This is a genomic window from Collinsella sp. Sow4_E3 (assembly GCF_052116285.1).
In the GTDB taxonomy this organism is placed as follows: domain Bacteria; phylum Actinomycetota; class Coriobacteriia; order Coriobacteriales; family Coriobacteriaceae; genus Collinsella.
Map to the genome: position 1 here is coordinate 1 of NZ_JBQKLJ010000020.1, position 26343 is coordinate 26343.

Genomic DNA, 26343 nt, shown 5'->3' on the forward strand with positions numbered 1-26343 from the left:
TCGAGGATCGTCGGCAGCGTCAGATGTGTATAAGAGACAGTTTCTCCCCCCTGCGATTCGCGATGGGGGTCGCGCGAGGTCCAGATTGGGGGACTGTAGTGGAGCAGGTCGAGTCTCCTGTCCTGTCGGGTCGGGTGCTGGATGACGGCTTTGGCGAGTCGGTGCGGCAGGCGACTGATGCGGCGCTGCGTGAGTGTCCGCCGTCGCGTCGTGCGCGTGGCTTGGTGGCGGTGATACGTCGTCTTGCTGACGCGATCGATGCGATCGATGCGGAGGGCCTGAATCCGGCGGGGAAGCTGGACAATGTGACGATCCCGACATATCTGCGGTATGCGGAGGCGCTGGGTATGACGCTGTCGAAGGCGGCGTCGCCCCCCAAGCCCGAGGCCCACGTGGTGCCTGATGATTCGCCGGGTGCGAGGATCATCGCGATGCAGCAGCGGGCGTCTCGTCGTGGGGCGAGCTGACGATGGCTGCTCGGCTCGGTTCGACGGTGCCGAGGGTCTACACGCCCCCGTTGCGTCCGCTGGAGCCTCGGTCTGAGGAGACGGAGCGGTGGACGCTCGGCTACCAGGTCTGCGACTTCGCGGAGCACGTCCTGCGGATGCCGCTCCTGCCGTGGCAGCAGTGGTTCATGGTCCACGGCCTCGAGTTGCTGGACGATGGCTCGTTCCGGTTCAAAACTTTGGTGTTGCTGGTGGCTCGCCAGAACGGCAAGTCGACGATCTCGCTGGTGCTGGGCCTCTACGCGCTGTACGTGCTCCGGTGGGGTACGGTGCTCGGCGTCGCGCAGGGGTTGGACACGGCTGAGGAGATTCTCGACCTCGCGTCGGAGCTGGTGACTGCTACCGAGGAGGATGACGACGGCGAGGAGCAGCCGCTGCGGCCGTGGTTGGCTGATCAGGTTGCCAAGGTGGTGGCGATCAACGGCAAACGGGCGCTACTGCTGCGCGGGCGCCGTCGATGGAAGGTGAAGGCGGCGTCGAGGGCCGCGGCTCGTGGCTTCTCTGGCGATCTGATCCTGTTCGATGAGCTGCGTGAGCAGAGGAACTGGCTCGCGTGGGGCGCGGTCACAAAATCGACGATGGCGCGGCCTCATGCCCTGATCCTGGCGATGTCGAACGCGGGCGACGTGATGTCGGTGGTGCTGAAACAGTTGCGGCGGATCGCACACTTAGCGCTCGGTGACCCGGACGGCATCTGCGAGCTGACACCGCTCGAGAAGTACGCGCTGGCGGCTGATGATGCGGCCGCGGACGAGGCGTCTGCGGACACGGTTTTCCTGGCGGAGTGGTCGGCTGCCCCCGGTCGTGCGAAGGGTGACCGTGCTGGGTGGTGTGAGGCGAATCCGTCGCTGGGATACCTGATCGACGAGCGCACCGTCCTCGGCGCCTACCAGACCGATCCTGAGTGGGTGTTCCGCTGCCTAGACGTCGCCACCCCCACCCTCACGCGGCGCGGATGGGTTCCCATGGGCGACATCGCGGTTGGCGATCAAGTCAAGGGCGTCAATGGCGAGTGGGTGAACGTGGTCGGGAAGTCGCCGGTTCACACCGGACGAACCTGCTACCGGGTAACGCTCAATGATGGGCGATCTGTGGTCTGCGACGAGGGCCACCTATGGACCGTGTCTGACCGACGTAGGCCGGGGCGAGTCGAGACGCTCCGCACCTCTGAGCTGATTGACCGCGGGGTGACGTACTACAACCCGAGCATGGGCTACGACGTACGGAACTTCACGCTCCCCAAGGTGGAGCCGCTCGACGGTCCCGAGGTCGATCTCCCGGTCCATCCCTACCTGCTCGGCTTGTGGCTAGGAGACGGCAGCAAGCACGCCGCGATGGTATTTGTCGAGGCTAGGGACCGGGCGCACATCGAGCGCCGGATCGTCGAATGCGGCGGCACTGTGACCACTTCGGCCAAGGACTCGGAGAACTGCTACCGCATTGGATTCCAAGTCGGTGGGTATGGGCGCTTCACAGGCGCCCTCCGTGCGCTTGGTGTGCTCAAGAACAAGCACATCCCAGACATTTACCTGACCGCTTCCCGTGAGCAGCGCTTGCAGCTCCTCCAAGGGCTTATGGATTCCGACGGAACCATCCACAAGAAGACGGGAAGGTCCACCTTCACGAACACCGACATGCGACTCATCAGAGGCGCCCGCTCGCTGGTCAGATCACTGGGGTGGAAGACCTCTGAACTCGACGGTGGCGAATACGGCAAGAGGGGGCACAAGCTGCGTTTCGACGTGTCATTCACGACGCGACCTGACGATATGCTGCCCGCGACCCTCCCGAGGAAGCTGGCCAATCTTCGCGCGTCTCGCTCCCGTCGAGATGTTCGGCCAGCCACGATTGCGCGGATCGAGACCGTGCCGTCAGTGCCTGTCTGCTGCATCAAGGTAGACGCTCCCGACTCGCTATTCCTCGCCGGCGATCTGATCCCGACGCACAACACGGAGGTGCTGTGTCAGTGGCCGGACGGGGCGATCGAGTCGCCCTACCCGCCCGGCACGTGGGACGCGTGCGCGAATGAGCCGGTCGATGGCCCGTCGGGGCCGCGTCTGGCTGACGAGGACACGCTGGCTGGCCCGCTGGTGGCGGCGATCGACGTGACTGACGACAAGTCACGAGCCCATGTGGTGATCGCTGGGTACCGCGCCGACGGGCGTCCGCAGATCGAGCATCGCGCCTCGCGTGTCGGGACGCACTGGATCGAGGGGTACCTGTCGTCGCCGGAGGTGGAGCGCCGGTTGACGTGTGTGACTGGGCAGGAGCGTGGCGCTCCCGTGTCGGCTGTCCTGGCTGACCTGCGAGCCTCCGACGATTTCACGCTCCCGGTCGTGGAGTGGGGTGGGCAGGACATGCTCAACTCGTACACGGACTTTTTCGCGTTGGTGACATCGGGTCGGCTGGCGCACAATGCGCAGCCCGGTCTCGATGCGCCAGCGTCAATGGCTGCGACGCGTCGTCTCGGTGGAGTGGATGTGATCGATCGGCGTGGGTCGCCGTGTGATGCGTCTCCGCTGATCGCTGCTGTGGGTGCCGTGTGGCTGCTCGATCATCAACCGGTCGTGGAAATCCGCGACCCGATCCCGCCGCCGCCGAAGGTTGGTGTGGTGGGCGGTGCCGATGGTGGGTCGCGTGAGGTGAGCCTGCTGACGATGAGTTTTTGAGAGGGGTGGTGTCTTGTGGCTGAGATCGGCTATCAGAGCGGTGATGCGCTGCTGTCGTGGTCGCAGATGGCCTCGGCGCCCCAGGAGACGAACCCCGATCTGGTATGGCCTCGCTCGGTCGCCGTCTATGGGCGGATGAGGCGAGAGGAGTCGCAGGTCAAGAGCGTCTTGAAGGCAGTCACGCTGCCGATCCGGCGCACCACATGGGAACTGGACCCGGCAGGTGTACGTGAGCCGGTGCTCCAGGCGGTCTCGGCCAACCTCGGCGTCCCGATCAAGGGGCGCAAACCTGAGGCTAGGCCGCGCCGGACCCGTGGCACATTCTCGTGGAGCGAGCATCTGCGGTTGGCGCTGCTGGAGCTGCCCTACGGGCACTCCATTTTCGAGCAGGTGTACGAGTCTGCGCAGGGTTTGGTGCGTCTGCGGAAGCTGGCGTGGCGGCCACCGGAGACGATCGCCGGTTTCGAGGTCGCCGCCGATGGTGGCCTGGTCGCCGTCGAGCAGCACTCGATGGGGACGCGCCGAGTCCGTATCCCCATCGACCGGCTCGTCGTGTACGTCAATGAGCGCGAGGGCGCTAACTGGGCGGGCGAGAGCCTACTGCGATCGTGCTACAAGAACTGGCTCATCAAAGATCGACTGCTGCGCTCCCAGGCGTTGACTGTCGACCGCAACGGTCTCGGCGTTCCGGTGTATACGGGTGCGCCTGTGCCGGATGGAGCGACGGCGCTGGAGCGTGATGCGTGGATCGCTGCCGAGCGTGAGAATGGTTTGGCACTGGCGACGGCGTTCAGGTCTGGTGAGCAGGCTGGTGCGTCGATCCCGAGCGGCGCGAAGCTGCAACTGCTCGGCGTCGAGGGCGACCTCCCGGATGCTGACAAGCCGATCCGGTACCACGATGAGCAGATCGCCCGCGCCGTCCTCGCACACTTTCTGAACCTCGGGACCCAAACGGGCTCGTGGGCGCTCGGCACCACGTTCGCAGACTTCTTCGTCGGGTCGCTGCAGGCGGTTGCGATGCACATCGCGGACGTGACTCAGCAGCATGTCATCGATGATCTGGTGGACCTCAACTGGGGCGAGGACGAGCCTGCACCGCAGCTCGTCTTCGATGAGATCGGGGCGAAGAGCCCGGCTACGGCGGACGCAATCAAGGCTCTGGTTGACTGCGGAGCCGTGACCCCCGATGAGGGGCTGGAGGACTACATGCGGGCCAGCCATGGCCTGCCGGTGAGGGAGGTGGCGTGATGGCGACTCAGCACTACTGCTCGATCGAGATGAGGGCTGATGGTGGTACCGAGACCGTGGCTGATGTCCGCATCTACGGCGACATCGGGAGATGGGGTGGTGTGTCCGCCAAGGACTTTGCCGAGCAGATCGCGGCGCTCGATGTCGATCAGATCAACCTGTACGTGAACTCTCCGGGCGGCGCTGCCTGGGATGGTGTGGCGATCATGAATGCGCTGCGTCGGCACCGTGCCCGCGTCCTCGTCACCGTGGATGGGCTGGCCGCGTCGGCGGCGTCACTCATCTGCATGGCCGGTGACCACATCACAATGGGTCCATCGAGCCAGATGATGGTGCATGACGCGTCCGGGATCGCATGGGGAAATGCGCAGGTGCTGCGCGACACCGCGACGGTGCTCGACAAGCTCAGCGACTCCTATGCCGACGCGTACGCGAAGCGCGCTAGTGGAACCCGTGCCCAGTGGCGCGACATCATGCGCGCCGAGACGTGGTACACGGCGGAGGAGGCTGTGCTGGCGGGCCTGGCTGATGCGTGGGACGGGTCGGAGGATGCGGCGGCCGCTGCGTCGGCAACCCCGTTCGATCTGTCGAGCTTCCGCTATCAGGGTCGCGCTGATGCGCCTACCCCGCCCCTGCCGAGCGTGTCGGCATCCACTGAACTCCCGGCCAGTCCTGAGCCGGGCGAACCCACCACGAAGGAGGACTCCATGTCCGATTCTCTGATGGCTGGGCTCCGAGAGCGGCTCGGGATGACCGATGCCGACGCCGACGAGGGTGCCGTGCTTGCGGCGCTCGACGAGGCCCTCGAAGAGCGAGCCGAACCTGCCCCGACTGCTGCCCTGCCTGAGGGTGTCGTAGCGGTCGATGCTGCGACACTGGCCGATCTGCAGTCTGCTGCTGCCGATGCCCGGTCGCTGCGCGCCGAGCGTGACGCTGAGCGCCGTACCTCGCTGGTGGCGTCCGCCATCACTGAGGGGCGTATCCCGCCCGCCCGCCGCGACCACTGGCTGGCGCAACTCAATGCCGACGAGGAGGGCGCTTCCGCGATCCTCGCCTCGCTGGCCCCGAACACGATCCCGATGTCTGAGATCGGGCACGCCGGATCGGTCGAGGCCGCTGCCGACGCCGAGTACGCCCGCTACTACCCGAAGGAGGAGACGCGATGAGCGACTACCTGCCCCAGTTCAAGCCCGGCCAGACCGTCACGTTCACGGCGTCAGCAGCCGTCAAGGGCGGACAGTGCGTCGAGGTGACCGGTGACCGTCGAGTCGCCGCCACGTCCGGCGCGTCCACCAAGTACATCGGCGTCGCAGGCCACAGCGCCGCCGCCGAGTCCAAGGTCGTCGTGCACCTGCGCGGACACGTCCAACTCGTCAAGGCGAAGGGCGCCGTGACCGCTGGGCAGCATGTCGTGACCGCTGTTGACGGATGCGTGGCCGCCAATGAAACCAACCCCATCGGACTCGCCCTCACCGGCGGCACCGATGGCACCCTCATTCAGATCGCGGACTGAGAGGACGCATCATGGCATACACCTACCCCTATGTGACGGGCGCAGGGCAAGACCTCGCACCCGCCGATGTGCATCATTTTTTGCAGACCCCGACGCTCGTGGCGAGGCGGGTCAAGGAGTTGGCGCAGCAGAAATTCATTTCAGACTTCCTGCTGCAAGGCCGCTACGACGTGTCGGGTGGCGCGATCAGCTACCTCATCGACGATGGCCTGTACGCAGATCGGGAGCCGGAGGAGATCGCCGCTGGTGGCGAGTATCCGCTGACGCCCGCGACTGAAGGCACCCCGGCGTCTGCCCCGTCCGAGAAGGACGGGCAGGACTCTGAGGTGACCGATGAGGCGATCAAGCGGCTGCTCATGGACCCTGTGGAGCGTGCGCTGCGCAAGCTCATCAACTCCATGGTCCGCCGCGTGGATCGCAAGAACCTCGCGGTCATCGGATCGCAGGTCACCCGCACCAAGGCGGCTGGCGCGAACTGGACGACTGCCGATCAGATCATTGAGGACGTACTGGCTGCTGACGCCGTGCTCGATGATGACGACCTCGGTATCGACGGCTCTGTCGTGGTGCTGAACCCGGCCCAGTACGGGAAGGTCGCGGCGAAGTTCGTCAAGGCCGACCTGGCCGCGAACGGTATATCGCGCTCGGTGGAGAGCGGGGTGATTGGGGACTTCCTCGGCAAGACGTGGCTGGCTTCCAAGCATCTGCCTTTCGCTGACCCGATGGTGCTCGACCCGAGTCTGCTGGGTGGTATCGCGACCGAGAAGCTCGGGTCTCCCGGCTACACGGCCGTGCCCGGCACTCTCGGGATCGAGACGAAGGTATGGCGTCCGACTGACTCCGACCGTGACGGCTACCGTCTGCGTGTCCGTCGTGTCGGTGTCGCTGCCGTGATCGAGCCGAGGGCCGCGATCCGCATCACGGGCACGGGGGTCTGACCATGGCGTACCGAGTGAGCGGACCCAAGGCTGTCGTGCTGGTTGGCGGCGCATACATGCACATGTCGCACGGCTGTGTGCTGCCCGACGGGTCGGACACTGCGCACATCGAGCACCTGCTCGGCATCGGTCTCATCGAGGCCGTTCCCGAGCCGGACGGCAACACCGAGGGTGAGGGTGAGGCTCCCGACGGGTCGACCACCCGAGGCCGGAAGTAGGGGGGCGTGGGGCGATGGATTTGGCGCACATTCACGATGACCTGACAGTCGCTCGTCGCGTACTGGCATACGCCCAGACCATCGCCCCATGCATCACCTCCCTGACCGGTGAGGCTCAAGTATTGGCCCTCGCGATCCTGCGAGGTGCCGCCGCGAGCCTCGCCGGGTCAGACCGGCGCATCAAGTCGCGTCAGTCGGGTGAGTGGTCGCGCACCTACTTCTCCGACGCCGAGCTCGGGTCGGTGTTCTCTCCCGATGACACGCGAACCCTCGCGGCCATGTGTCCCGGCAGTGGTCGTGGCGTCGGTCCCGTCGGTTCGTTCCCGCCCCCCGATGGGGCCTATCGGAATCTGTGGCCGTGAACTGGATCGGTGAGTGCGAGCTCGTCCGGCTGGTGGGCGGCGACACGTTCCATGCGGCCGTGTCCGAGCGTGCGGTCAGCGAGCAGGCCGGTCGTCCTGGCGAGACGGGTCAGCGCGTCATGCTGGCTGTCTATCCGGCGCGCCGTATCGACCCTCCCACCCGGCTCGTGGTGCGGGGGCGTGAGGTCCGTGTGCTGGGTACTCAGATGCCGCCGTGGCCGGATGAACCGGCGCTCGTGAACTGTGTGGTCGCGACCCCGGCGCTGCCGGATGATGCGGTCATCACTGATGCGCCGTCTGACGTGCTGGACGTGGCGACGGGACGCCTCGGCGTCGAGGGTGCTGTCCGCTGGTCTGGCGCCGTGCACGTGTCCAGCCCGGCCCCCGCCACGGTCGAGGCTGCTGGTGAGGATGCTCCGCTGAATCGGGCTGTGATCACTCTGCCGCTCGACGCCGTCTATGCGCCTGACATGGTGCTGCGGGTCACGGGCTCCCGAGCCCCTGCGCTGATCGGTGCACGGTTCGTCCTGTCCGGCGAACTGCTGGACTCCGACGGCGAGGTGCGCCGCGTCATCGGTTACCGAGCGGAGGCCCGCCCATGAGTATCAAGGTCGAAGGTGCTAGGAGACTTGAGCAGGCGTGTACTGATGCGGCTGGCCGCATCGACAAGGAGACGATCGCGGTGCTGCGGCGTGCCGCGGTTCGGGTGCGGAAGAGGCAGAAGCAAACTGCGCCCCGCGACACTGGTGCCTTGGTGAAGGCAATCGGATACCGCATTCGCGGCACCCGATGGACCCGCACCGCCGAGATCGGCCCGCGTATGGCGAAGATGTACCCCGTCTATCAGGAGTACGGCACGGCTCGCATGCCCGCGTCACCGTTCGTTAGAGCCTCGGTGGATGGCGAAGAGGACCTGATCGCTGACGATCTCGACCAGGTCGTGTCACGGAGCTACCGGTGAGTCACCCGCTGCTGTCCGTGCTGAACCTCCACGATCTGGCGCTGGCGCACGCGAGGTATTTGGAGCCGCGTGTGCTCGTGTTCGGTGAGACTCCCCCTGACGCGTCATCTCGACGCGTCCCCTATTTGGTGATCGACCCTGATCCCGGCTACGACCGCGTGACCCGCGCCGACGGGCGGGTGTCGTCACGGCAGGGCCGGTTCTCGGTTCGTTGCTGCGGCTCGACCCCACAACAGGCATCGCTCGCGCTGGATGCGTGCCGGGGTCGGTTCGTGGATTGGCGCCCGTTCCCTTCCCTGAGGTGGGGCGCGGCGCTGGAGTCGGACGCTGGGCCGCTCATCAAGGACACGTCTATCCCCACCGAGCCTCGGTTCAGCTTCACGCTGACCTACGACATCGACGACTGAGAGGACCATCATGCCGACTCCTGACGCTGCGGGCTGGTACCGGGTGAGACGCAAGGGCGACCCGACATCGCCCGTGTGGTCCACCCGCGTCTATGACCAGGAGACTGAATCCATCCATCCCGGACGTGCGTCCGACATCTACGGCGAGGCGCTGCCGCCGAAACTGCACGCAACCCTGACTGTGGCCCCGGAGACGCCGGAGTCCACCCCAAACGACGAGGGAGAAAATAATGGCGACTGAGGACATCTACCCGGCAGGCATCTCCTCGCCGGGCAACAACACATGGCTCGTGAATGACACGAAAGCTGCCTCGCTGGCTGACCTCAAGGCGATGTTCGACGTGTCCTGCTACCTGCCCGCCGGGGAGGTCGAGATCGGCTTCTCGCAGGAGCGTGAGGACGACACGCGGGCCTGTCACGCGAGCAAGATTGAGAGCTTCGGCGCGACCGTGTACGACCGGAAGGAGTGGGTCCACCTCGTGGCTCCCCAGGGAGACGGCACCGAGCAGGGAAACCTGGCGAAGTCGAAAATCAAGGCGAACCAGACCCAGTACGTGTATCTGCGGATGGGGGTTAAGCATGGCACCGAGCTGAAGGCGTCCGACAGGTGGGATGAGTACATGGTGCAGAACGGCGCCGAGCACACGTCCCCACTTCAGTCCGGCAAATATGTCCGCAAGGTACAGACCTCGTGGACACTGCTCCGCTCCGGCGTGACCTTCGCCTGACCTACCGCCGCATAGCCCGCCGCAGCCCCCGCCACGCCCTGTCATGGCGGGGGCTGCGGCCAGACAGGGAGACCACATCATGAGTACTGCGAACCAGAAACTTCGGGAGGCGCTGGAACGCCGCCAGCAGCAGCGGTCCACCGCCGGGCTGCAGCGCATCCCCTTCATGCTCGATGAGGAACTGGCGGACCGCATCGAGGGCATGGGGCGACGTGCCGCTGCGATCGAGGATCGGCTCCAAGCGCTGGGGGATGCTGGCGAGGGTGAGTCTGAGGATCGTCGCGCCAGCGATCCCGACGAGCGTGAAACCCTGACTGCCGAGCTGGGGCACATCAAGGCCGATCTGGAGACGGCGATCGAGGAGGCGCGGGACTGTCAGGTTGACCTCGTGTTCCGCCGCCTCAATGCCGACGAGTATGAGCACATTCTGATCCGGTCTGGCGGGGCGGAGGTCGATACGGATGCGGCCTCGGCGCAGAAGTTCCACTCCGAGGTCACTGCCCGCTGCTTCTTGCGGGTCGAGCTGGACGGTGAGGACACCGGCCAGACGTGGACCGAGTTCTTGGATGCGGCGCAGCCGACGTTTGGCGAGTTGGACCCGATCCGGGCACTCGTGTACGCCAATAACCGGCGGGGCAGCAACACCGTAAATTTTTGATCGGCGCCCTCAAGGCCGATCCTGACATGCTGGCGCTGGTGCGGGCCGCGAAAGCGCGTGGGTTGACTGTCCGGGCGATGCTCGGGTGGGAGCCGAACCGCACCATCACACCCACTGGCGACGGCAGCTACACCATCACAACCGCCCCGGCGTGGGACGAGACTGAGCGCAATATGGCGCTGGCTCTCGACGAGATCGAGGCCCACACCTGTCACGGCTGCGGTTCTGATCTGACAGAGACCCTGACCGACAAGTCACCGCTCGAGGACGACGGTGATGGGTACTACCACCGCATCCACGTCGGCTGGTGCCGAGGCTGTGTCGCAATGGCCCGCTGGCAACAGCGGGTGAGCAGCGAAGACCGGGAGCTGGAGGGCACTTCCGCTGATCCGCTGCCGCAGGCCCGCCGTATCCGTCTGGAGCGGCTGCCGATCCCAACCGAGGACTGACACTGCAGAGGTGGTGATGTGGCGTGTCTCGTACCGTCATGGCTCGACTGACGATCGACGGCGTGCAGGGCGTCATCACAGGCTTCCGACAGGTCGGCCAGGCCGCTGTCGAGTACTCCCGCACCGCCCAGAAGGCCGGGACGACCGCGACCCGCTGGATGGACAAACACTCTGACCAGCTCGGGAGACTGGGCGGCACCCTTCTCAAGGTGGGTGCGGTTGGTGCGCTCGCGCTGGGTGGGCTGGCGAAGTCCGCGATCGACTGGGAGTCGGCTTGGGCGGGCGTCACCAAAACCGTGGATGGCACACCGCAGCAGATGGCTGCGATTGAGGCTGGGCTGCGGTCGATGGCGAAAGAACTGCCGTCGTCGCATCGAGAGATCGCCGCTGTCGCTGAGGCTGCCGGTCAGCTCGGCGTGAAGTCCGAGGCCATCGTCGGTTTCACGCGCACCATGATCGATCTGGGCGAGACAACGAACCTGAGCGCGGACGAGGCAGCCACGTCACTGGCGCAGTTTATGAACGTCATGGGCACCTCTCAGGCGGATGTGCGGCGTCTCGGGTCGGCTGTGGTGGCGCTCGGCAATAATGGCGCGACGACAGAGCGTGACATCGTGTCCCTGTCGCAGCGTCTCGCTGCTGCCGGGTCACAGATGGGCATGACTGAGGCTGACGTGCTGGCGACCGCTGCGGCGATGGCGTCGGTCGGTGTCGAGGCGGAGGCCGGCGGCACGGCGATGTCCAAGACATGGCGGCTCATCGACGCGCACGTCCGTGCCGGTGGCAACGGTTTGGCGACACTGGCCCGCATCAGCGGGCAGACCGCCGATGAGTTCCGCGAGAAGTGGGGACGTGACGCCGCTGGTGCGACCGCCGATTTCGTCGAGGGTCTCGGCCGGATGCGGGCATCCGGTGAGGATGTCAATGCGGTGCTGAAGGACCTCGGCGTCGATGGTGAGCGGCAGCTCGACGTGATTGGGCGTCTCGCTGGCGCTACCCGAGCGGCTGGCACCGAGCAGGACCTGCTGCGGGACGCGCTGAAGCTGGGTGCGGAGGCGTGGGAGCAGAACAATGCGCTGTCACTGGAGGCAGCGAAGCGCTACGAGACCCGCGCAGCCCAGGCGCAGATCGCCATCAACTCGATCCGTGATGAGGCGATCACGCTGGGTCAGACGCTGCTGCCCGTGGTGGATTCGGTGCTGCGTGGCCTGTCGGCACTCGCGGAGGCGTTTGGCAGTCTCCCGAGCGCGGCCAAGACCGGGGTCGTCGGTATCGGCCTGCTGACGACCGCTGGGCTGCTGGCCGCTGGCGGCGTCCTCAAGGCCGTGAAGGCCCTCCACGATTTCAAGATCGCGCTCGCGGGTCTGGGCATCTCGGTGCGGACGGCCACGCTGGCGATGGGCGCGATCGGGCTGGCTCTGACTGCTGCTGGGCTGCTGCTCGGCGCGTGGATGGGTCGGCAGGCGGAGGCGACCCAGCGGGCCCGCGAGTACACAGACGCGATCCGTCAGCAGGGCACGGTGATCGGTGAGGCGTCGAGGGCGTTGGCTGCGCAGCACCTACAGGATTCGGGTTTGTTCGACCTCGCTCAGAAGGCTCAGGTCGGTCTCGCTGACCTGACTGACGCGGCGCTCGGGAATGCCGACGCGATGGCTCGCGTGAGGAGCCAGCTCGATGCGAGCAAGTCGGCGCTGGAGGGTCAGGTCCGCGCCAACGATGCTGCTATCGAGTCGATGCGAGCCAAGGGTGTGGCGACCGAGGATGAGCAGATCAAGTTGGCGGGCCTCGTCCGCGAGAATGACAGACTGAAGTCGACGCTTTCCGACCGGGTTTCGCTCTCGGATGAGGTGACCTCCCGCCTCGCGGAGGAGTCGCAGCTCGTCGGGGATGCAGCCGCGAAGGCGGCGCAGATGGCGGAGGCGACCGAGGGGTCGACCGACGCCGCCAAGGACAACGAGAAGGCGCTACAGAAGCAGGCGGACGCCGCCCAACGATCGGCAGAGGCGCAGAAGGAGCTGCTGGAGGCGACACAAGCGTACGGGAATGAGCTGCTGAAAATGTCCGGGTCGCAGATCGCGGTCGAAAAGTCGATTGCGAGCTTGGCCGAACAGGTAAAGAAGGGCGAAAAGGGCCTCGATCTCGCTACCGAGGCGGGGCGGGCTAACCAGGAGGCGCTCAACGATCTTGCGCAGGCGTCGATCAGCTACATCGGCACCCTCTACGACCAGGGAGCTAGCGCCGACCAGATCACTGCGGCCACGAAACGCGCCCGAGACGAGTGGGTGCGCGGCGCAGTCGCGATGGGTAAATCGAAGGACGAGGCGGACAAGCTGGCCGCCGCCTACTTTGCGATCCCGGACGACGTGAGGACGCAGATAGCCGCGACGGGAGCGCCGCAGGCCACGCAGATCGCGGACAGGTGGAAGGGTCTTTTGGCGTCGATCCCGGAGGAGGAGCGCACACGATTCCTCGCAACCCTGCACGGCAAGTCGGCGGCTGAGGTGGAGTCCGCATTCCAGCAGCTTGCTCGTGACCGGGCTGCGCAGATCAAGGTGCGCTACACCATGACGAACAACATCCCGGAGATGCGGACCTCTAGCGGACTCGTCGCGACGGGGCGTGCGATGGGTGGTCCCATCTACGGCCCCGGAACAGCCACCTCTGACTCGATCCCGATCATGGCATCGACGGGCGAGTATGTGATCAGGGCGGCGTCTGCCGCACGACTCGGGCGCGGCGTCCTCGACTACATCAATGCTCACGGCGCTGTCCCGCGCTTCCGCGACGGGGGCAGCGTCACCGCCTACCGTCCAACACTCTCGGCCCCGACACTCAGGCATAGCGTAGACACGTCCGGTATCTCGGCTGCTGTGGCGGATGGCCTGGCTGGTGTCCGGATTGTGATGGTGGACCCGACCTCGGGTGTGGAGCGTCTGGTGGATGCGCGGATCGAGATGGCTGGCCGTCGGTCGGCATCGACGGTGAGGAGACGCTGATGATACTGGCTCCGCTGGTGATGCAGTCGCCGCCGTGGGTGGACATGCTTGTGACGGAGGTTCCGGCTGGGGTGGTGTCGCTGCGTGTGTGGCGGGTGGTGGATGGTGTGCGGGTGCCGGTGCGTGGGCAGCATGTGCCGCTCGGGTCGTCGGCGCGTGTCGTGGACTGGGATATACCGGTCGGTGTGCCTGTGACGTATCTGGTTGAGGCTGTGTCGTCGTCGGGGCAGGTGGTCGGTACGGGTGGTGAGTCGGTGCAGGCTCTGGTGTCTCCCGGACACTCCCGTGCGTGGCTGTCCGATCCGATGGCACCGCTCGGTGCGGTGGTGGTGGGTGTTCTGCGCTCGGAGTCTCGTGGCCGGTGGTCGTCGGCGTCGGAGATGGTGCGCCCGATGGGTGGTCTACCTGTGACGGTGGGTGGTGCGCGCCAGGTACGTGTCCGGTCGTGGCGTCTGGTCGCTGAGGATGAGGCGACGGTGCAGGCGGTGGACCGGATCATGCTGGCCGGGCCGACTGTACTGCTGCGAGGCGACCCGGAGTGTCTGGATCATCCGACGGGGCTGCTGTACGTGTCGGCGTCCGATGTGGAGTCTGAGCGGACCCTGCCGCACGAGCCTCGGGTGGTGTGGCGTATCGATGGGTACGAGTCCCGGGGCCCGGCGATTCTGCCTGTGGTGCCGTCCCGCACCTACGCGGATGATCTGCGGGAGCATCCGACGTATCAGGCGTCTCGTGCTGCTGCCGCGACGTATCTGGACCGTCTCCGTCTGCCGGTGACCTGATGTGGTCTGTCGATGATCGGTGGCGGGCTGCCCGGCTGGGCGATCAGGCCATGTCGTGCACGGTGTGGCCGGTGATGCGGGGCCAGGTGCTGACCTCTGAGCCGCTGGAGATCGTGGATGGGTCGCTGTCGGTCGAGTTGCGGTCCGGTCAGGTGCAGACGTCGCTGGAGCTGTCGATCGCGGACCCGGACGGGTCGCTGTTCACCGGTCGTCCTGATGCGGCGCTGGCTGTGTATGGGCATCGGCTCCAGCTGCGCGCCGGGTACGCCGGCGTGGGCGATGTGCCGCTGGGTGAGTTCCGGGTGGAGCGCGTAGTCCCGGACGGGTCACCGTGGCGGCTGCACCCGTCGGGGAGATGGATGCGTGGTGCTCAGGTGCTGCGCGTCTCCGCTGGTGACCTGCTGGGGATCGTCGCTGATGACCGATTCACGGTACCGGCGCAGCCGCGTGGCGGGACGGTGCGTGTCGAGGTGCAGCGGCTCGTCGCTGACGTGTTGCCGGTCGGCGGCTGGGATGCGCCGCAGTCGGTGCCGTCGTCGGTGGAGTACTCCGAGTCCCGCATGGATGCGCTGCTGTCGGTGATGCGTCTGGCTGGCTTGGTGGCTGTGGTGGATCGTGCCGGAGTGCTCCAGGGCGTCCCGGATGCTGGGTCTGGTCAGGTGTGGGAGGCGTCTGCCGCCGATGTGGTGGAGTGGGTGCCGGTGATGGACCGGGACGGGCTCCGCAATGGCTGGGTGGTGACCTCGGAATCTGAGTCTGGCGAGCCGTTGCGGGGGGCCGAGTTCGAGCGCTCCGGGCCGTTGGCGTGGGACGCGTCTGGGTTTGGTCGGGTGCCTGAGTTTCTGCACTCCCCTCTGATGAGGACAAACGCGCAATGCGCGGTAGCTGCGCAGACAATGGCGGCGAAGGCTCGGGCGGCGCGCCGCCAAACCCTCACCGTGACGTGCGCTCCCGACCCGGCGCTGGATGTGCTGGACACGCTGCGGCTGCGGCTGCCGACCAGGACGATCGATGCGCTGATCACAGGCATCAGGATGCCGCTGGTGGATGGTCTGATGCAGCTCACGGCTTCGGCTGGGTGGGGGGTGCTGACTGATGTCTGACCCGCTCGCTGATGCTGTCGTGGATGCCCTGACGCCTGCACGCCCCCCGGCTGTGGCCGGTGAGGTGGTGTCCACATCCCCGGCACTGCTGATATCGGTGCTGGGGTCTGAGGTGTCGCCGCTGTCGTGGCTACCGACCCCGCTGGTGGTGGGGGATCGGGTGCTGCTGCTCCGCTCAGAGGGTGTGTGGCATGTAGTGGGTCTCCGGTCTCCGCGTCCCGGTGAGGGCATCGTGTCCTCGACAGGTGCGGGTGTGGTGACGGTGACCACCTCTGCGGGTCGCGTGACGGTGCCGCATGTCGGTGGTGTGCCGGTCGTCGGTGACCGTGTGGGGCTGGTGTGGGGTGCGTCGGGGGGGATGGTGGTGGGCCGGATCGGTGCCGCCGCAGCCCCTCCGCCGCCTGCGCAACCGCCGGCCGATCCTGACCCGCCGCAGCGCGATCCGGTCCGCCATGAGACGACGGTGACCGCCGCCGCGGTGCAGGCGTCGACGGCCCGCTCGGGGTCGTGGCGGACGGACGGAACGGCAGGGTATCGCGCCTATCAGGGGCACTCCACGTCCGGCCAGTCCGCCGACAACACCGGCTACTGGTTCTACGGGCAGGCGCTCGCGCGGGGTGGCGTGGCGGTGTCCGGGTCGGTGCGTCTGTATCGGGCGACCGGTGCCGGCATGTCGGCTGCGCGGACGGTGTGGCTGGCGCTGCACGGGGCCGCGACCCGCCCCGGATCACCCCCTGCGCTGCTCACCACCCCTCGCGCCGCTGGGCAGGTTGCCCAGGGCGGCACTGTCGATGTGGCGCTCACCCTGTCGGAGGTGTCGGCGCTGCTGTCCGGCTCCGCCCGTGGGGTGGCGGTCGCCTACCAGGGCACCGCCGACTACATGGCGTTGCTCGGCCCCTCTGACCGGCCCGACGCGGGCCGCATTACTGTCACCACGACCCTGTAGGAGGCGATATGCCGACCACACCCATCTACGGTCTACGCACCCCCGAACTCCCGGACGCCAACAATGTGCCCGCCGATATGGCGGTGCTCGCCCAGGGTGTGGAGAACGCTCTGGGCAGGGTCGCCATGAGCGGGTCGGGTCCATCTGGCCGATGGGTCCGGTTCGCCGACGGAACCCAAATCTGCTGGATCTCCACAACCCGCACCGATATCGCTATCACCAGCCCCTACGGGCCGCTGTTCACGAGCGAGTGGACATGGACCTACCCCGCAGCATTCAACGACACCCCCACAATCACCTGCTCCCGATTCCAGTCGGGCACCTCAGCATCATGGGGGACTGTCAAAGAAACGTACTCAACACAAGCCACGCTGCGCGCACTCGACGCCTACTCGCGTGCAGCGGGCACCGCCACCTACATCGCCGCCACAGCCATCGGGAGCTGGAAATAGCGCCCCCTCGCCCACAGTCGTCAGCGGCTGCGCACCCGAATAGGAGAACATCATGCCCGAGAATCCGACTCTGTACGATCGCACGGTGTGCTCGTGCATCATCGACACTGCACCCCTGATTGAGGCTGAGCTGCGCAAAATTGGGGCGATCAAGCGCGACCTGTCGGGGCTGATCACGCAGGGTGCGTACTCCACGAGTGTGTCTGCGTCGGCTGGCACTCACGCGGGTGGCGGGGTGATCGATGTCCGATACTCACTGACCGACACCGACGCGAAGCGGCGGGCATGGGCGGCGGGGGCCGCGATCGCTTTTCCCCGGACCCGCATTCTCGGGCTGTGGCCGTCGCATGGTCATGTGGTGTGGCGGGGCTGCCCGCATCTGGCTGCATCGGCCGCACGCCAGGTCACCTCCTATCTGGATGGGCGCAACGGGCTCAAAAGCAACGCACCGCTGGGCTATCCGGCGGTGCCGGTGCCGACTGTGCAGCAGATCCTCGCACCGAAACCCGCCCCGAAACCCCCCGCGCCGAAACCCGCGCCGCCGTCGCGGCCTCGGGTGTCGCTGGCTGATGTGCAGACCCAGGCCCGCCGCCGTCGGCGCTCAGTGTCCGAGCACGTGCGCACCGTGCAGCGGGCGCTGCTCGCCGAGAATATCCGCACCGTAGGCCCTGCTGATGGGTGGTGGGGGCCTCGGACGACGGAGGCGTATGCGTACTGGCAGCACTGGCTCGGGTACCGTGGCCGCGCCGCTGATGGTATCCCTGGCCGGGTGACGCTGGCCCGTCTCGGCCAGCGCCAGGGCTTTGACGTGGTGTCCTGACGTGCCTCGCCGGACAGCGATGCTCGTGCTCGGCGTCCTGTGGGTGCTGATCGGGGTGTCACTGCTCGATGCTGGCGTCCCAGCCCGTGCCGAGCTGATCGACCTGCCCGACTGGCTACGAGCCGCCCTATGGGTCGCTGCCGGCGTGGTCGCGATCGCCACCGCCGGGCATGTGCGGGCATCGGTGTGGGGTCTGGCCGGGTTAGCCCTGGCTGCCTCGGAGCGGGCAGGGGCGTGGCTCGTCGCGTGGTTCGATCACGACGGTAACGCCCCGGCGACGAAACTCGGGCTGTATCTCGTGGCGCTGTGGGCGGTGTGGATCACGGCCTGTATCCCCGCCGACCGGGAGGTGCGCTGATGGAGACCGCCCTATCTGTGCTGGCGATCATCGCGCCCCCCGTGGTGATGTGGCTCGTGGCCCGTACCGGTCAGCGCTCGACGCTGCGGTCAGCGGAAATCACGTCCGCGACCGACCTGGTGCCCGACCTCATCTCACGCGTGGAGCGACTCGAGCAGCAGGTGCATGCGCTGCAATCCGAGCTGTCCGAGCGGCTGGGACAGCTGTCCGCCGCCGCCTGGTTCATCGACCAGGTCGGGATGCTCCGCCGCCCTGACTGGGGCCGGATGCCCCGCGTCCCGCACCGCATCCGTGACCATATTGACCCGAGCCTGTGGCTCGACCCTGATCCGGTGGACGACACGGAGCCGTCCCCTGTACGAGAGGACCCATCATGACCCCTACTACCCCTACCCCTACCCCTACCCCTCCTATTGTCCCACCGATCCCGGCTGAGGCGCGTCCGGCTATCGCTGCCCGGCGTGGCTGGCAAACCCTCTGGCAGGGTCTCGGGGTCGCTGTCCTCCTCGGTGTGCTGATGGCTGCCCCTGCTGTGCTGGGGGCCGAGTCGTGGTCGCAGGTGTGGCAGACTGCGCCTCAGTGGTCGTGGACGTTGGCGCAGGCTGCTGGGACGGCGCTGGTGGCGTGGCTGCTGCGCCGGTTCGGGGACGACTCTCATGTGGAGCTGCGTCCCCGCCACGCCGCCGACGAGGACTGATCTGCGGTGGCTGAGTGTCGAGGGCTGGATATCGGCCCCACGGTCGCGCCGTTGACGGTGCGTTTGGTGGAGGGTGACCCGGCGTCGATCGTCGCGCCCGGCGTCCCGTCCGGCGCGGTGCTGCGTTTCGAGGCCGGTCTCGACGTGTCCCCGTCGCCTCACGCCGAGGGGGTGTCGTGGGTGCTGTCCGCTGAGCAGGTCGCTCAGGTGGTGTCTGCTGGGTGGCATGTGCGTGGCGTGGCGGTCGTCCATGGGGGCGGAACCCTGATGGCTGGGCAGGTGCGTGTCATCTCCCGCTGGACTGCTGACTGTCCGCAGCAGGGGCAGGTGGTGCGGTATGTGCCGGGCGTGCCGGGTGCTACTGGACCCGCGCCGAAGCTCACTGCTGGGGGTGTCTCGACGGTCCCGTATGGCGAGCCCGCCACGGTCTCTGTGGTGGAGGCTGGCGCTGGTGTGTATCGGCTCGATCTGGGTGTGCCTGAGGGGCGGCGGGGTGAGCGCGGCGATGACGGGCTTTCCCCGGCCGTGGCCGTCGGTGCTGATGCCCGCCTCGTCATCGACGGCACCCCCACCGGCCCTGCCCTGACCGGACCCGCGCCGACTGTCACGGCTGGCACCACGTCCACACTGGCCCCCGGCCAGTCGGCGACGGTGCAGGTGCGTCAGACGGGGCCGGGTAGTTACGCGCTCGATGTTGGTGTCCCGAGAGGTGTGGCGGGTGATGGTGCGCCGGTGCCGTCCGGGCCGTGGCCTGTCACCGCGACACAGGTGGCGGCAGGCCAGCCCCCGACCGCTGCCCTGACTGGGCAGTGGCCCGACATGGCGCTACAGCTCGGGCTCCCGGCCGGTCCACCCGGGAGCCCCGGCCCGCCGGGTGCGGTGCCGACCGCCTCCGACTATCTCGTGGTCGGCCCCGGCAGGCCCGATATCCCGTCCACCACGTCCCTGACGGCGTCCCAGCTCGCAGCACTGCCGGTGGGGTGTGAGTACCGCTCCACAGACGGCGCGAGTGTGGGGGCGTGGCGGTGGCAGCGAGTACTGACGGACACCCTATGCTCCCGCGACGGGTGGCTCTGCACCGTCGGAGACACCGGTTTCCGGGACGTGGCACCACTGAGCCCCTACTACGACCGGATGAAGACGGGTGGCTCCTGGGATCGTGTGCTCATCCTGAGGCGCGTCGGCAGCTCGATCACGCTGGACTACGGTTTCCGCACCTCAACCTCGGAGTACGAGCCGATCATATGGACCTTCACCCCCGGGTGGAGAGTTTTCGCTCGCGGCGAGCCGTACTCCTACGCGAGCAGCGGCCAAAGCTTCACCCCCCTGCGCCTCAGTGGAGACGAGTTGAGGGTAGCCCCTGGGGCCACACGCGACGGTGGGGCGTACATGGGCGTTTTTAGCGGGCAGTCGCGCGACCCGTGGCCTGTCGCCCTCCCCGGCACCCCACACAACACCTGACAAGGAGATCACTATGGCAATCACCATCCACGCATCCGCTGAGGAGGTCCGGCTCGCCGAGGAAGACGCTGGCCTCGCTGACCGCATCCGACGCGCCACCCGCCTCGCAGGCATAGCCGAGGGGGAGGCGACCATCCACATGTCCCGCATCATCGGAGCCCGCATCACCGTCGGCGGCGAGCAAACCTCCCTCGCCACCCTTTACGCCTACCACTGGGGCGCGGCGTGCAAAGCGTTCTCGGGTCGCGTCCCGTCACGGAAGGCGGTCTGGGACGAGCTCGCCGCATGCGGTACTCACCCGGCACGGGTCACGGACGCGGCGATCATGCTGGCGGTGCAGGCCGTCCTCACCACCTAGACCTAACCCTGGCGCAAGCAACTGGCCCCCGCCCCCGTGGCGGGGGCCAGCTTTTTGCTGCCTCAGGCGCTAGTAGCGCGTCGTGCTCATCATCGTAGCCACTCCACCTCGAGATCGGGATCAGTCAGCATCGCCCGCCCGGCAGCGGCAGCCCACCACCCCCGAGGCCTGTCACCCACCGGGTGGCGCGACAAAACCACCGGCACCCCAGCATCCAGCATCCGCCGCACCTGCTCATCATGGCGGGCCAGCTCAGCCCAGATCAGAGCCTCAGCCCGCTCACTGATCCGATCCCGCTCAGACTCCCACGACCGCAGGCCGCCGCCGTCATCGGCTGAGGGTCCGGTACACGGTGCGTCGAGTGAGACCCGATTGGCGGGCCAGTTCCATCACTGACACCCCCCGCTGATGGGCCGCGACGATGGCGCCCTGCAGCTCGGCCATCGCCTCACGCTCCGCGATCCGCGCAGCCAGCAGCGTGGCCGCGAGGTCGGCGAGGGTGGCGTCGCCCAGGACGAGCTTCGCGGCGCCCATGAACTCCGGGGAACCCGTGCCGGGCTCCCCATCGTCGGGGATCGTCTCGCACAGTGCCGCGTCGGCGGCCAGCAGCTCGGCGCGTTGGGTCGGGGTGGCGGTCGTGTCGGACAGCCATGCGTCGAGGTCGTGCTCGGTCATCGGTGCGCGTGCGGTGGTCATGCGGTCACCCACTCGGCGCGCTGGTAGTCGTAGCGGTAGGTGACGCCTGCGGCGACGAACGTGTCGTTGCGGTAGTTGGGGTCGGCCTCGCTGGTGGCGTCCTCGTCGTAGCCGTCGAGTCCGTAGATGACGTCCCGGAACAGGTTGTCGCCGTCGTAGCCGTTGAGTTGCTCAAGGATGCTGGGGCGGCGGTGGCGCTCGACAGCGGCCCAAAACTCGGCGTCGTCGGCGGTCTGCGTCCACCGGTACTCGGTGCCCTCGCCGATGGTGTCGAGCACCTCGGCGGCGATCGCGTCGATGTCGTACTCGTCGCGGCTGGCGTCACCGGACTCGATGGGCTCGATGATCTGGCGGAGGATGGCCTCGTCGCGGGTGGTGTAGCTGGTCATGGTCTGTCTCCTGTCGTGTGGTCGGTGGTGGCTCAGTAGCCGTAGGGGTCGTCGTCGATGATGTCCGTGCAGTCGCAGCTATCGATGTGGCACTCCGTGACGGACTCGCCGCCGACCGCGCTGGCGAAAGCCTCGCCCTCGGGGGTACGGTGCGCGGGGAGGCTGTGGTAGACGATGCCGAGTTGCGCATTGGCGGCCTCCCAGAGCTGGCGGGCGAGGCCCTCGCCGCGGCGATCCTCGCGGGTCTCGATCTGCATGACCTCGGCGTCGCTGATGCTGACGTACAGCTCGGAGGCGATGCCCTGCTCGTCGGAGATCTCCCAGATGTGGTTGGCTGTGTCGGTCTCGCTGTAGTAGCTGCCGGTGCGGTAGGTGATCGTGGCGTTCATAGTGGGTTCCTTTCCCTATCTGATGTATCCCAATATACATATGTGGGTACCGGTATGCAAGAGGGGATCGAGAAAACACCGGGGAGATTTCTTGGCCGTGCATCTAGCGTGCCATAGTGAGCCACACTCCTACACACTCCTGCACACTCTCACACACTCCTATACACACAGAAAAGCCCCTGACTAGGCATTTAACCTAGTCAGGGGCAATTCTTCGTGTGTCCGAGAGAGGACTTGAACCTCTCTCATTTACGCTCAAAAATCAGGTTCCGCAGCCTCGCGTGCCACTAGCGTGCCATAGACTCATCGCATGGCCAGACAACGACGCCCCTTCGGCGCGCTCCGACAGCTCCCCAGTGGTCGCTACCAGGCCCGCTACATCGGGCCCGACGGCCTCCACTACCGCGGTCCCTCCACCTACCTGCTCCGCTCCGACGCCGAGGCGTGGCTGCGCGACGAGGAAATACTGATCGACCGGCAGCAGTGGACGCCACCCACCAACCGCGCCGTCGAGCACCGCCCCACCACCGTCGCACAGTGGTGCGAGCACATCATCACCCGACGCCAGCAGCGCAGCCGCAAACCGCTGCGAGACTCCACCGCCGCCACCTACCGCAACCTCGTCAAGCTCGTCATCGCTCCCGAGCTGGGCCACATCACTGTCACTGCCCTCACCCGCGACATGGTGCGTCGCTGGTACGACGCGCTACCCGCCACCGCCACGCAGAACGGCAACGCGTACCAGCTGCTGCGCTCCGTCATGGGTGATGCGGTGGACGATGGGCTGATCCCTACCAATCCCGTCGCCGTCAAAGGCGCGGGGAAACCAGCCCCGGCGCACGTCTCCGTGGCGCTCACCCCGACCGAGCTGCGCACCTACCTCGCCGCCGTAGCCGATGAGTGGCGCGTCCCCCTCGCCCTCGCCGGTGTCGGCGCGCTCCGCTCCGGCGAGGTCAGGGCACTGCGGCGTCGCGACATCACCGACGACGGCACCACCGTCCGTGTCGCCCGCACCGTATCCAGACTCCCCGGCCCCGACGACACCCGCATCTGGGTGTTCGGTGACCCCAAAACCGCCGCCGGTGTTCGCACCGTCCACCTCCCGCCATGGCTCGCCACCGGCATCGCACAGTGGCTCCAGACGTGGGACGCAGACCATCCCGGCGACCGCGACCGCCTGCTGTTCGCCACCGCCGCCGGTGACCCGCTCACCGACGGCGCGATGTGGCGCGCCCACCACAAGGGCGCGGTCGCCTGCGGACACCCCGACATGAGTGTCCACGACCTCCGCAAGACGGGCGCGACGCTGGCAGCACAGTCCGGCGCGACCGTCCGCGAGCTCATGGCACGCCTCGGGCACACCACACCCCGCATGGCGATGCTGTATCAGGTGGCCTCCGACGACCGAGACCGGGCCGTTGCCGAGCGCATGGGTGAGCTGGAGGGCTAGGCCAGTTTCGCCACGATGTGGGCGCGCTCGGCCTCAGTCAGCGCCCCTAGTCGGTCTGCGAGCGTCCGGCGCGTCACCCATAGTTCCTCGGCTGCGGTGTCCATGCTCGGACAGGCAGCTAGCGCCACCGCCACCGCATCGAGGTCGGGCAGCAGCAGCCGTGCCGTGGCGATCTCCACCCGGCGCTCGACGGCGGGCGGCTGGTGGGCGGTGTGGCGCTGGTAGTGGTGCACCAGCTCGTGCGTGAGAGCTACCCGCCGCTCACGCTGCGACATGCCCCGCGCCAACCAGATCGTGTCGGTGCCGTTCGTGAGCCCCCGGACGCCGGTAGGCAGATCGGCCCACACCAGGCGCACGTCTGGTAGTGAGGCGAGGTAGGACCACGGGTCAGGCGGGCTCGTCGGGGGCAGCACGGCGCTCGTAGTCGAGTGGGTCAGTGTCGTGGTTGGCGGCGAGGTCGTAGTTGGAGGGGTCGATGTCGGCGGCGCGGGCCTCGGCTCGGGTCACGATATCGACGGACGTCAGGCCCAGGGCAACCGCGACCGCATCGAGCTGGGCGACATCGAAGCCACGCTCGCCATTGAGCAGACGTACCAGCGTCCGCTTCGACATGCCTGACATTTCGGCCAGACGACTGACCGTGATGCGCCGGGCTGCGCGTTCGGCTCGCACGGTGGCTGCGACCAGTGCATTGAGCCCCCTGCTGGGGTCCTTCTCTACAGGCGTCACGGTCACCATTGTGCCATATCTGGCGTCCATGTGCCGATCTTGGGTCATTTTTTGACCAAAGGGGTTGCGTCACCGTTCCCTGTGTCATAGGGTGACCATATGGACACCAAACCACCCCGAACGGTCACCGAGATGACCGCAGTCGTGGTCTCGGAGGCGATGACCGACGCCGGTCTCACCGTACTGGGCGTCGCTGACAGGACCGGGATACCGCGAACCACGCTCACTCGCCGTCTCTCCGGAGGCTCACCTTTCACGGTGGCCGAACTAGACACGCTGGCGGCCGTCGTGGGCGTCCCCGTGTCGGTGATCATCGCCCGCGCTGAGGATCGGCTCGCGGGAGCAGCGGCATGACCACCCCCGACCAGCACCGGGTCCAGCGCATCGCGCAACTCGCTGAGTCGATCCACAGGATCGGGAGTGCCACCGCAATGCTGGACGGCTCAGCCGCCCTCGACGTCCTCAGTGAGGAGCAGGTGGCCATCGTTGACACCGCCGTGGACGCGCTCAATGACCTGCGCGAGAACCTCCAGGACTCCCTCCGCGCCGAGGGGATCAACCTATGACCAATCGCCGCTGGCTGACCCGCGCCGACGTCGCGGACCTCATGGGCGTATCAACGTGGACCGTCGACAAGCTGGCCCGCGACGGGAAGCTGCGCCGCCACAAGCCGACCGGCAAACCACAGGGGCGCGTCGTCTTCTCCGCCGATCAGGTAGAGCGCCTCATCAGCAGGTCAGCCACCCGCTGACCACAAATAATCGGCCCCCGCCGCTGTCACGACGAGGGCCACGCAATCCCGAAAGGAAGCTCAACATGACAGACTCTACCACCACCCCCGCCGACTACCACGACCGCGCCGACGCGTGGTGGGCGTCGACGGTCGATGTCGCGATCCGCACCCTGGCATCGACCGGCCACCCGTTCACGACCGCCGATCTGCGCGACATGGGTGTGACTGAGCCGGACAGCCCGAATCGGTGGGGCGCGGCACTGTCCCACGCGCACCGACTGGGCCTGATCGCTCCGTGCGGGTTCACGCGCTCCACCCGGCGTGAGCGTCGCAACGGCGTGGTCCGGCAGTGGATCGGCACCGAGGCGGTGGCGCGATGATCGTCACCACTCAGGCCGAGCTGGACGCCGCCATTGAGCGCGGTGAGCCCATCATCGATATCCGCTCCGAGCGGGGCGTTTGGCTGGACGTGAGGGCCTACGACTCGTCCACCGTGACGGCCTGCGGCTCGTCCACCGTGAGGGCCTACGACTCGTCCACCGTGACGGCCTGCGGCTCGTCCACCGTGAGGGCCTACGACTCGTCCACCGTGACGTCCTACGACTCGTCCACCGTGACGTCCTACGGCTCGTCCACCGTGAGGGCCTACGACTCGTCCACCGTGAGGGCCTGCGGCTCGTCCACCGTGAGGGCCTACGACTCGTCCACCGTGAGGGCCTGCGGCTCGTCCACCGTGACGGCCTGCGGCTCGTCCACCGTGAGGGCCTACGACTCGTCCACCGTGAGGGCCTACGGCTCGTCCACCGTGAGGGCCTACGACTCGTCCACCGTGACGGCCCGACCTGGAGTCGCCGTCCACCTTCACTCGAGACGTGCCACTGTCACGGGCGGCGTACTGATTGACCACACCAACGAACCGACCAATCCTGCCGAGTGGTGCGCCTACCACGGCATCAAGGTCACTGACGGCATCGCCACCGTCTACAAGGCGGTCGGAGATGACTGGTGCAGCCCGCACGGCACCAGCTACGCGCCGGGAAGCACCCCAGAGGCACCCGATTGGGAGGACAGCAACAACTGCGGCGGGGGCCTGCACTTCTCACCCACGCCAGTCGAGGCGACCGCCTACCATCCTGAGGCGACGCGCTGGCTCGCGGTCGGGGTGTCTGTCGCTGACCTGCGCCCGATCCTGGGCGGCACCCCGAAGTGCAAGGCGCCCCGCGTGGCGACACCCTGCCGACCCGTCACGATCGACGGCGACCCGATCGAGGTGCAGTCATGAGCCATAAACTGCTGGCGCAACTCGCCGAGGTCGACGCCTCGACCA

36 protein-coding genes are annotated in these 26343 nt (G+C 67.2%); 31 read left to right on the plus strand and 5 right to left on the minus strand.

The window, feature by feature from the left end; translation table 11 throughout:
* The first annotated feature begins 98 nt into the window (after positions 1-98).
* From ACTQ48_RS09695 to ACTQ48_RS09815, 25 genes are all read left to right on the plus strand, one after another.
* Positions 99-467 (plus strand): hypothetical protein, encoded by a 369-nt coding sequence (locus ACTQ48_RS09695; RefSeq protein ID WP_441036957.1) that lies wholly within the window; start codon positions 99-101, stop codon positions 465-467.
* A gap of 2 nt (positions 468-469) precedes the next feature.
* Positions 470-3175 carry an LAGLIDADG family homing endonuclease gene (locus ACTQ48_RS09700; RefSeq protein WP_441042184.1) on the plus strand — a complete coding sequence of 902 codons (2706 nt, stop codon included), beginning with the start codon at positions 470-472 and terminating at the stop codon, positions 3173-3175.
* 15 nt (positions 3176-3190) lie between these two features.
* On the plus strand, positions 3191-4423 hold the full coding sequence (locus tag ACTQ48_RS09705) for a phage portal protein family protein (protein WP_441042182.1): 1233 nt from the start codon (positions 3191-3193) through the stop codon (positions 4421-4423).
* Positions 4423-5589 carry a head maturation protease, ClpP-related gene (locus tag ACTQ48_RS09710; RefSeq protein ID WP_441042180.1) on the plus strand — a complete coding sequence of 389 codons (1167 nt, stop codon included), beginning with the start codon at positions 4423-4425 and terminating at the stop codon, positions 5587-5589. Before ACTQ48_RS09705 ends, ACTQ48_RS09710 begins: the two co-directional genes overlap by 1 nt.
* Positions 5586-5936, plus strand: a complete 351-nt coding sequence (locus tag ACTQ48_RS09715; RefSeq protein WP_441042178.1) for a capsid cement protein — start codon at positions 5586-5588, stop codon at positions 5934-5936. Before ACTQ48_RS09710 ends, ACTQ48_RS09715 begins: the two co-directional genes overlap by 4 nt.
* Positions 5937-5947: 11 nt before the next feature.
* Positions 5948-6874: a phage major capsid protein gene (locus tag ACTQ48_RS09720; protein ID WP_441085573.1), complete on the plus strand. Its 927-nt coding sequence runs from the start codon at positions 5948-5950 to the stop codon at positions 6872-6874.
* 2 nt (positions 6875-6876) lie between these two features.
* Positions 6877-7092 carry a hypothetical protein gene (locus ACTQ48_RS09725; RefSeq protein ID WP_441042175.1) on the plus strand — a complete coding sequence of 72 codons (216 nt, stop codon included), beginning with the start codon at positions 6877-6879 and terminating at the stop codon, positions 7090-7092.
* Between the two features lie 14 nt (positions 7093-7106).
* On the plus strand, positions 7107-7454 hold the full coding sequence (locus ACTQ48_RS09730; protein ID WP_441042173.1) for a hypothetical protein: 348 nt from the start codon (positions 7107-7109) through the stop codon (positions 7452-7454).
* A complete protein-coding gene (locus tag ACTQ48_RS09735; protein WP_441042171.1) occupies positions 7451-8056 on the plus strand; it encodes a DUF6093 family protein in 606 nt (201 codons plus the stop codon). The genes ACTQ48_RS09730 and ACTQ48_RS09735 overlap by 4 nt, the downstream gene beginning before the upstream one ends.
* Entirely contained in the window at positions 8053-8415 is a 363-nt protein-coding gene (locus ACTQ48_RS09740) for an HK97-gp10 family putative phage morphogenesis protein (protein WP_441042169.1), read from the plus strand. Before ACTQ48_RS09735 ends, ACTQ48_RS09740 begins: the two co-directional genes overlap by 4 nt.
* On the plus strand, positions 8412-8822 hold the full coding sequence (locus tag ACTQ48_RS09745) for a hypothetical protein (RefSeq protein WP_441042168.1): 411 nt from the start codon (positions 8412-8414) through the stop codon (positions 8820-8822). Before ACTQ48_RS09740 ends, ACTQ48_RS09745 begins: the two co-directional genes overlap by 4 nt.
* Before the next feature lie 10 nt (positions 8823-8832).
* Positions 8833-9063 carry a hypothetical protein gene (locus ACTQ48_RS09750; RefSeq protein ID WP_441042166.1) on the plus strand — a complete coding sequence of 77 codons (231 nt, stop codon included), beginning with the start codon at positions 8833-8835 and terminating at the stop codon, positions 9061-9063.
* Positions 9053-9550 carry a phage tail tube protein gene (locus tag ACTQ48_RS09755; protein WP_441570762.1) on the plus strand — a complete coding sequence of 166 codons (498 nt, stop codon included), beginning with the start codon at positions 9053-9055 and terminating at the stop codon, positions 9548-9550. The genes ACTQ48_RS09750 and ACTQ48_RS09755 overlap by 11 nt, the downstream gene beginning before the upstream one ends.
* A gap of 79 nt (positions 9551-9629) precedes the next feature.
* Positions 9630-10208 carry a hypothetical protein gene (locus ACTQ48_RS09760; protein ID WP_441042162.1) on the plus strand — a complete coding sequence of 193 codons (579 nt, stop codon included), beginning with the start codon at positions 9630-9632 and terminating at the stop codon, positions 10206-10208.
* A 26-nt stretch (positions 10209-10234) separates the two neighbouring features.
* Positions 10235-10657, plus strand: coding sequence for a hypothetical protein (locus ACTQ48_RS09765; protein WP_441227393.1), 423 nt, complete (start codon positions 10235-10237; stop codon positions 10655-10657).
* Positions 10658-10680: 23 nt separating this feature from the next.
* Entirely contained in the window at positions 10681-13653 is a 2973-nt protein-coding gene (locus ACTQ48_RS09770; RefSeq protein ID WP_441085569.1) for a phage tail tape measure protein, read from the plus strand.
* On the plus strand, positions 13653-14435 hold the full coding sequence (locus tag ACTQ48_RS09775) for a hypothetical protein (protein WP_441085568.1): 783 nt from the start codon (positions 13653-13655) through the stop codon (positions 14433-14435). The genes ACTQ48_RS09770 and ACTQ48_RS09775 overlap by 1 nt, the downstream gene beginning before the upstream one ends.
* The gene (locus ACTQ48_RS09780; protein WP_441085567.1) at positions 14435-15538 is read left to right on the plus strand and encodes a hypothetical protein; all 1104 of its coding nucleotides are present in this window, start codon (positions 14435-14437) and stop codon (positions 15536-15538) included. Before ACTQ48_RS09775 ends, ACTQ48_RS09780 begins: the two co-directional genes overlap by 1 nt.
* Before the next feature lie 253 nt (positions 15539-15791).
* On the plus strand, positions 15792-16484 hold the full coding sequence (locus ACTQ48_RS09785; RefSeq protein ID WP_441396078.1) for a hypothetical protein: 693 nt from the start codon (positions 15792-15794) through the stop codon (positions 16482-16484).
* Between the two features lie 8 nt (positions 16485-16492).
* Positions 16493-16936, plus strand: coding sequence for a hypothetical protein (locus tag ACTQ48_RS09790; RefSeq protein ID WP_441042404.1), 444 nt, complete (start codon positions 16493-16495; stop codon positions 16934-16936).
* 52 nt (positions 16937-16988) lie between these two features.
* A complete protein-coding gene (locus ACTQ48_RS09795; RefSeq protein WP_441085565.1) occupies positions 16989-17756 on the plus strand; it encodes a hypothetical protein in 768 nt (255 codons plus the stop codon).
* 19 nt (positions 17757-17775) lie between these two features.
* Positions 17776-18114: a hypothetical protein gene (locus ACTQ48_RS09800; RefSeq protein ID WP_441570764.1), complete on the plus strand. Its 339-nt coding sequence runs from the start codon at positions 17776-17778 to the stop codon at positions 18112-18114.
* A complete protein-coding gene (locus ACTQ48_RS09805; protein ID WP_441570766.1) occupies positions 18114-18491 on the plus strand; it encodes a hypothetical protein in 378 nt (125 codons plus the stop codon). Before ACTQ48_RS09800 ends, ACTQ48_RS09805 begins: the two co-directional genes overlap by 1 nt.
* A gap of 140 nt (positions 18492-18631) precedes the next feature.
* Positions 18632-18811, plus strand: coding sequence for a hypothetical protein (locus ACTQ48_RS09810; RefSeq protein ID WP_441085560.1), 180 nt, complete (start codon positions 18632-18634; stop codon positions 18809-18811).
* 1474 nt (positions 18812-20285) lie between these two features.
* Positions 20286-20630, plus strand: coding sequence for a hypothetical protein (locus tag ACTQ48_RS09815; RefSeq protein ID WP_441042222.1), 345 nt, complete (start codon positions 20286-20288; stop codon positions 20628-20630).
* 327 nt (positions 20631-20957) lie between these two features.
* Here ACTQ48_RS09815 and ACTQ48_RS09820 read toward each other — a convergent pair whose 3' ends face one another.
* Genes ACTQ48_RS09820 through ACTQ48_RS09830 form a run of 3 tightly spaced genes read right to left on the minus strand, consistent with a single transcriptional unit; the run spans position 20958 to position 22104 of the window.
* Positions 20958-21326, minus strand: coding sequence for a helix-turn-helix domain-containing protein (locus ACTQ48_RS09820; protein WP_441042224.1), 369 nt, complete (start codon positions 21324-21326; stop codon positions 20958-20960).
* A complete protein-coding gene (locus ACTQ48_RS09825) occupies positions 21323-21715 on the minus strand; it encodes a hypothetical protein (RefSeq protein ID WP_441042226.1) in 393 nt (130 codons plus the stop codon). Before ACTQ48_RS09825 ends, ACTQ48_RS09820 begins: the two co-directional genes overlap by 4 nt.
* A 32-nt stretch (positions 21716-21747) precedes the next feature.
* A complete protein-coding gene (locus ACTQ48_RS09830) occupies positions 21748-22104 on the minus strand; it encodes a hypothetical protein (protein WP_432232227.1) in 357 nt (118 codons plus the stop codon).
* A gap of 310 nt (positions 22105-22414) precedes the next feature.
* Here ACTQ48_RS09830 and ACTQ48_RS09835 point away from each other — a divergent pair, with 310 nt between their 5' ends.
* Positions 22415-23554, plus strand: a complete 1140-nt coding sequence (locus ACTQ48_RS09835) for a tyrosine-type recombinase/integrase (protein ID WP_441085558.1) — start codon at positions 22415-22417, stop codon at positions 23552-23554.
* Here ACTQ48_RS09835 and ACTQ48_RS09840 read toward each other — a convergent pair.
* Positions 23551-23901 carry a hypothetical protein gene (locus ACTQ48_RS09840; RefSeq protein WP_441570768.1) on the minus strand — a complete coding sequence of 117 codons (351 nt, stop codon included), beginning with the start codon at positions 23899-23901 and terminating at the stop codon, positions 23551-23553. The two genes, ACTQ48_RS09835 and ACTQ48_RS09840, sit on opposite strands and share 4 nt — an antisense overlap.
* Before the next feature lie 40 nt (positions 23902-23941).
* The gene (locus tag ACTQ48_RS09845; RefSeq protein WP_441085556.1) at positions 23942-24313 is read right to left on the minus strand and encodes a helix-turn-helix domain-containing protein; all 372 of its coding nucleotides are present in this window, start codon (positions 24311-24313) and stop codon (positions 23942-23944) included.
* 69 nt (positions 24314-24382) lie between these two features.
* On the opposite strand from ACTQ48_RS09845, the gene ACTQ48_RS09850 reads away from it, so the two are divergent.
* From ACTQ48_RS09850 to ACTQ48_RS09870, 5 genes are all read left to right on the plus strand, one after another.
* Positions 24383-24637, plus strand: coding sequence for a helix-turn-helix domain-containing protein (locus ACTQ48_RS09850; RefSeq protein ID WP_441042348.1), 255 nt, complete (start codon positions 24383-24385; stop codon positions 24635-24637).
* Positions 24634-24849: a hypothetical protein gene (locus ACTQ48_RS09855; protein WP_315888751.1), complete on the plus strand. Its 216-nt coding sequence runs from the start codon at positions 24634-24636 to the stop codon at positions 24847-24849. Before ACTQ48_RS09850 ends, ACTQ48_RS09855 begins: the two co-directional genes overlap by 4 nt.
* On the plus strand, positions 24846-25034 hold the full coding sequence (locus ACTQ48_RS09860) for a helix-turn-helix transcriptional regulator (RefSeq protein WP_315888752.1): 189 nt from the start codon (positions 24846-24848) through the stop codon (positions 25032-25034). Before ACTQ48_RS09855 ends, ACTQ48_RS09860 begins: the two co-directional genes overlap by 4 nt.
* 65 nt (positions 25035-25099) lie before the next feature.
* Positions 25100-25396, plus strand: coding sequence for a hypothetical protein (locus tag ACTQ48_RS09865; RefSeq protein ID WP_441570770.1), 297 nt, complete (start codon positions 25100-25102; stop codon positions 25394-25396).
* Positions 25393-26298, plus strand: a complete 906-nt coding sequence (locus ACTQ48_RS09870) for a DUF7666 domain-containing protein (protein ID WP_441570771.1) — start codon at positions 25393-25395, stop codon at positions 26296-26298. The genes ACTQ48_RS09865 and ACTQ48_RS09870 overlap by 4 nt, the downstream gene beginning before the upstream one ends.
* The last annotated feature ends 45 nt before the right edge of the window (positions 26299-26343 follow it).

Excerpts from the sequence above, each read along its gene's own strand:
- ACTQ48_RS09700 (WP_441042184.1), top strand. The coding sequence starts at position 470 with ATGGCTGCTCGGCTCGGTTCGACGGTGCCGAGGGTCTACACGCCCCCG.
- ACTQ48_RS09710 (WP_441042180.1), top strand. The coding sequence starts at position 4,423 with ATGGCGACTCAGCACTACTGCTCGATCGAGATGAGGGCTGATGGTGGT.
- ACTQ48_RS09715 (WP_441042178.1), top strand. The coding sequence starts at position 5,586 with ATGAGCGACTACCTGCCCCAGTTCAAGCCCGGCCAGACCGTCACGTTC.
- ACTQ48_RS09720 (WP_441085573.1), top strand. The coding sequence starts at position 5,948 with ATGGCATACACCTACCCCTATGTGACGGGCGCAGGGCAAGACCTCGCA.
- ACTQ48_RS09725 (WP_441042175.1), top strand. The coding sequence starts at position 6,877 with ATGGCGTACCGAGTGAGCGGACCCAAGGCTGTCGTGCTGGTTGGCGGC.
- ACTQ48_RS09730 (WP_441042173.1), top strand. The coding sequence starts at position 7,107 with ATGGATTTGGCGCACATTCACGATGACCTGACAGTCGCTCGTCGCGTA.
- ACTQ48_RS09740 (WP_441042169.1), top strand. The coding sequence starts at position 8,053 with ATGAGTATCAAGGTCGAAGGTGCTAGGAGACTTGAGCAGGCGTGTACT.
- ACTQ48_RS09750 (WP_441042166.1), top strand. The coding sequence starts at position 8,833 with ATGCCGACTCCTGACGCTGCGGGCTGGTACCGGGTGAGACGCAAGGGC.
- ACTQ48_RS09755 (WP_441570762.1), top strand. The coding sequence starts at position 9,053 with ATGGCGACTGAGGACATCTACCCGGCAGGCATCTCCTCGCCGGGCAAC.
- ACTQ48_RS09760 (WP_441042162.1), top strand. The coding sequence starts at position 9,630 with ATGAGTACTGCGAACCAGAAACTTCGGGAGGCGCTGGAACGCCGCCAG.
- ACTQ48_RS09765 (WP_441227393.1), top strand. The coding sequence starts at position 10,235 with ATGCTGGCGCTGGTGCGGGCCGCGAAAGCGCGTGGGTTGACTGTCCGG.
- ACTQ48_RS09775 (WP_441085568.1), top strand. The coding sequence starts at position 13,653 with ATGATACTGGCTCCGCTGGTGATGCAGTCGCCGCCGTGGGTGGACATG.
- ACTQ48_RS09780 (WP_441085567.1), top strand. The coding sequence starts at position 14,435 with ATGTGGTCTGTCGATGATCGGTGGCGGGCTGCCCGGCTGGGCGATCAG.
- ACTQ48_RS09790 (WP_441042404.1), top strand. The coding sequence starts at position 16,493 with ATGCCGACCACACCCATCTACGGTCTACGCACCCCCGAACTCCCGGAC.
- ACTQ48_RS09795 (WP_441085565.1), top strand. The coding sequence starts at position 16,989 with ATGCCCGAGAATCCGACTCTGTACGATCGCACGGTGTGCTCGTGCATC.
- ACTQ48_RS09800 (WP_441570764.1), top strand. The coding sequence starts at position 17,776 with ATGCTCGTGCTCGGCGTCCTGTGGGTGCTGATCGGGGTGTCACTGCTC.
- ACTQ48_RS09805 (WP_441570766.1), top strand. The coding sequence starts at position 18,114 with ATGGAGACCGCCCTATCTGTGCTGGCGATCATCGCGCCCCCCGTGGTG.
- ACTQ48_RS09810 (WP_441085560.1), top strand. The coding sequence starts at position 18,632 with ATGGCTGCCCCTGCTGTGCTGGGGGCCGAGTCGTGGTCGCAGGTGTGG.
- ACTQ48_RS09815 (WP_441042222.1), top strand. The coding sequence starts at position 20,286 with ATGGCAATCACCATCCACGCATCCGCTGAGGAGGTCCGGCTCGCCGAG.
- ACTQ48_RS09820 (WP_441042224.1), bottom strand. The coding sequence starts at position 21,326 with ATGACCACCGCACGCGCACCGATGACCGAGCACGACCTCGACGCATGG.
- ACTQ48_RS09825 (WP_441042226.1), bottom strand. The coding sequence starts at position 21,715 with ATGACCAGCTACACCACCCGCGACGAGGCCATCCTCCGCCAGATCATC.
- ACTQ48_RS09830 (WP_432232227.1), bottom strand. The coding sequence starts at position 22,104 with ATGAACGCCACGATCACCTACCGCACCGGCAGCTACTACAGCGAGACC.
- ACTQ48_RS09835 (WP_441085558.1), top strand. The coding sequence starts at position 22,415 with ATGGCCAGACAACGACGCCCCTTCGGCGCGCTCCGACAGCTCCCCAGT.
- ACTQ48_RS09845 (WP_441085556.1), bottom strand. The coding sequence starts at position 24,313 with ATGGACGCCAGATATGGCACAATGGTGACCGTGACGCCTGTAGAGAAG.
- ACTQ48_RS09850 (WP_441042348.1), top strand. The coding sequence starts at position 24,383 with ATGGACACCAAACCACCCCGAACGGTCACCGAGATGACCGCAGTCGTG.
- ACTQ48_RS09855 (WP_315888751.1), top strand. The coding sequence starts at position 24,634 with ATGACCACCCCCGACCAGCACCGGGTCCAGCGCATCGCGCAACTCGCT.
- ACTQ48_RS09860 (WP_315888752.1), top strand. The coding sequence starts at position 24,846 with ATGACCAATCGCCGCTGGCTGACCCGCGCCGACGTCGCGGACCTCATG.
- ACTQ48_RS09865 (WP_441570770.1), top strand. The coding sequence starts at position 25,100 with ATGACAGACTCTACCACCACCCCCGCCGACTACCACGACCGCGCCGAC.
- ACTQ48_RS09870 (WP_441570771.1), top strand. The coding sequence starts at position 25,393 with ATGATCGTCACCACTCAGGCCGAGCTGGACGCCGCCATTGAGCGCGGT.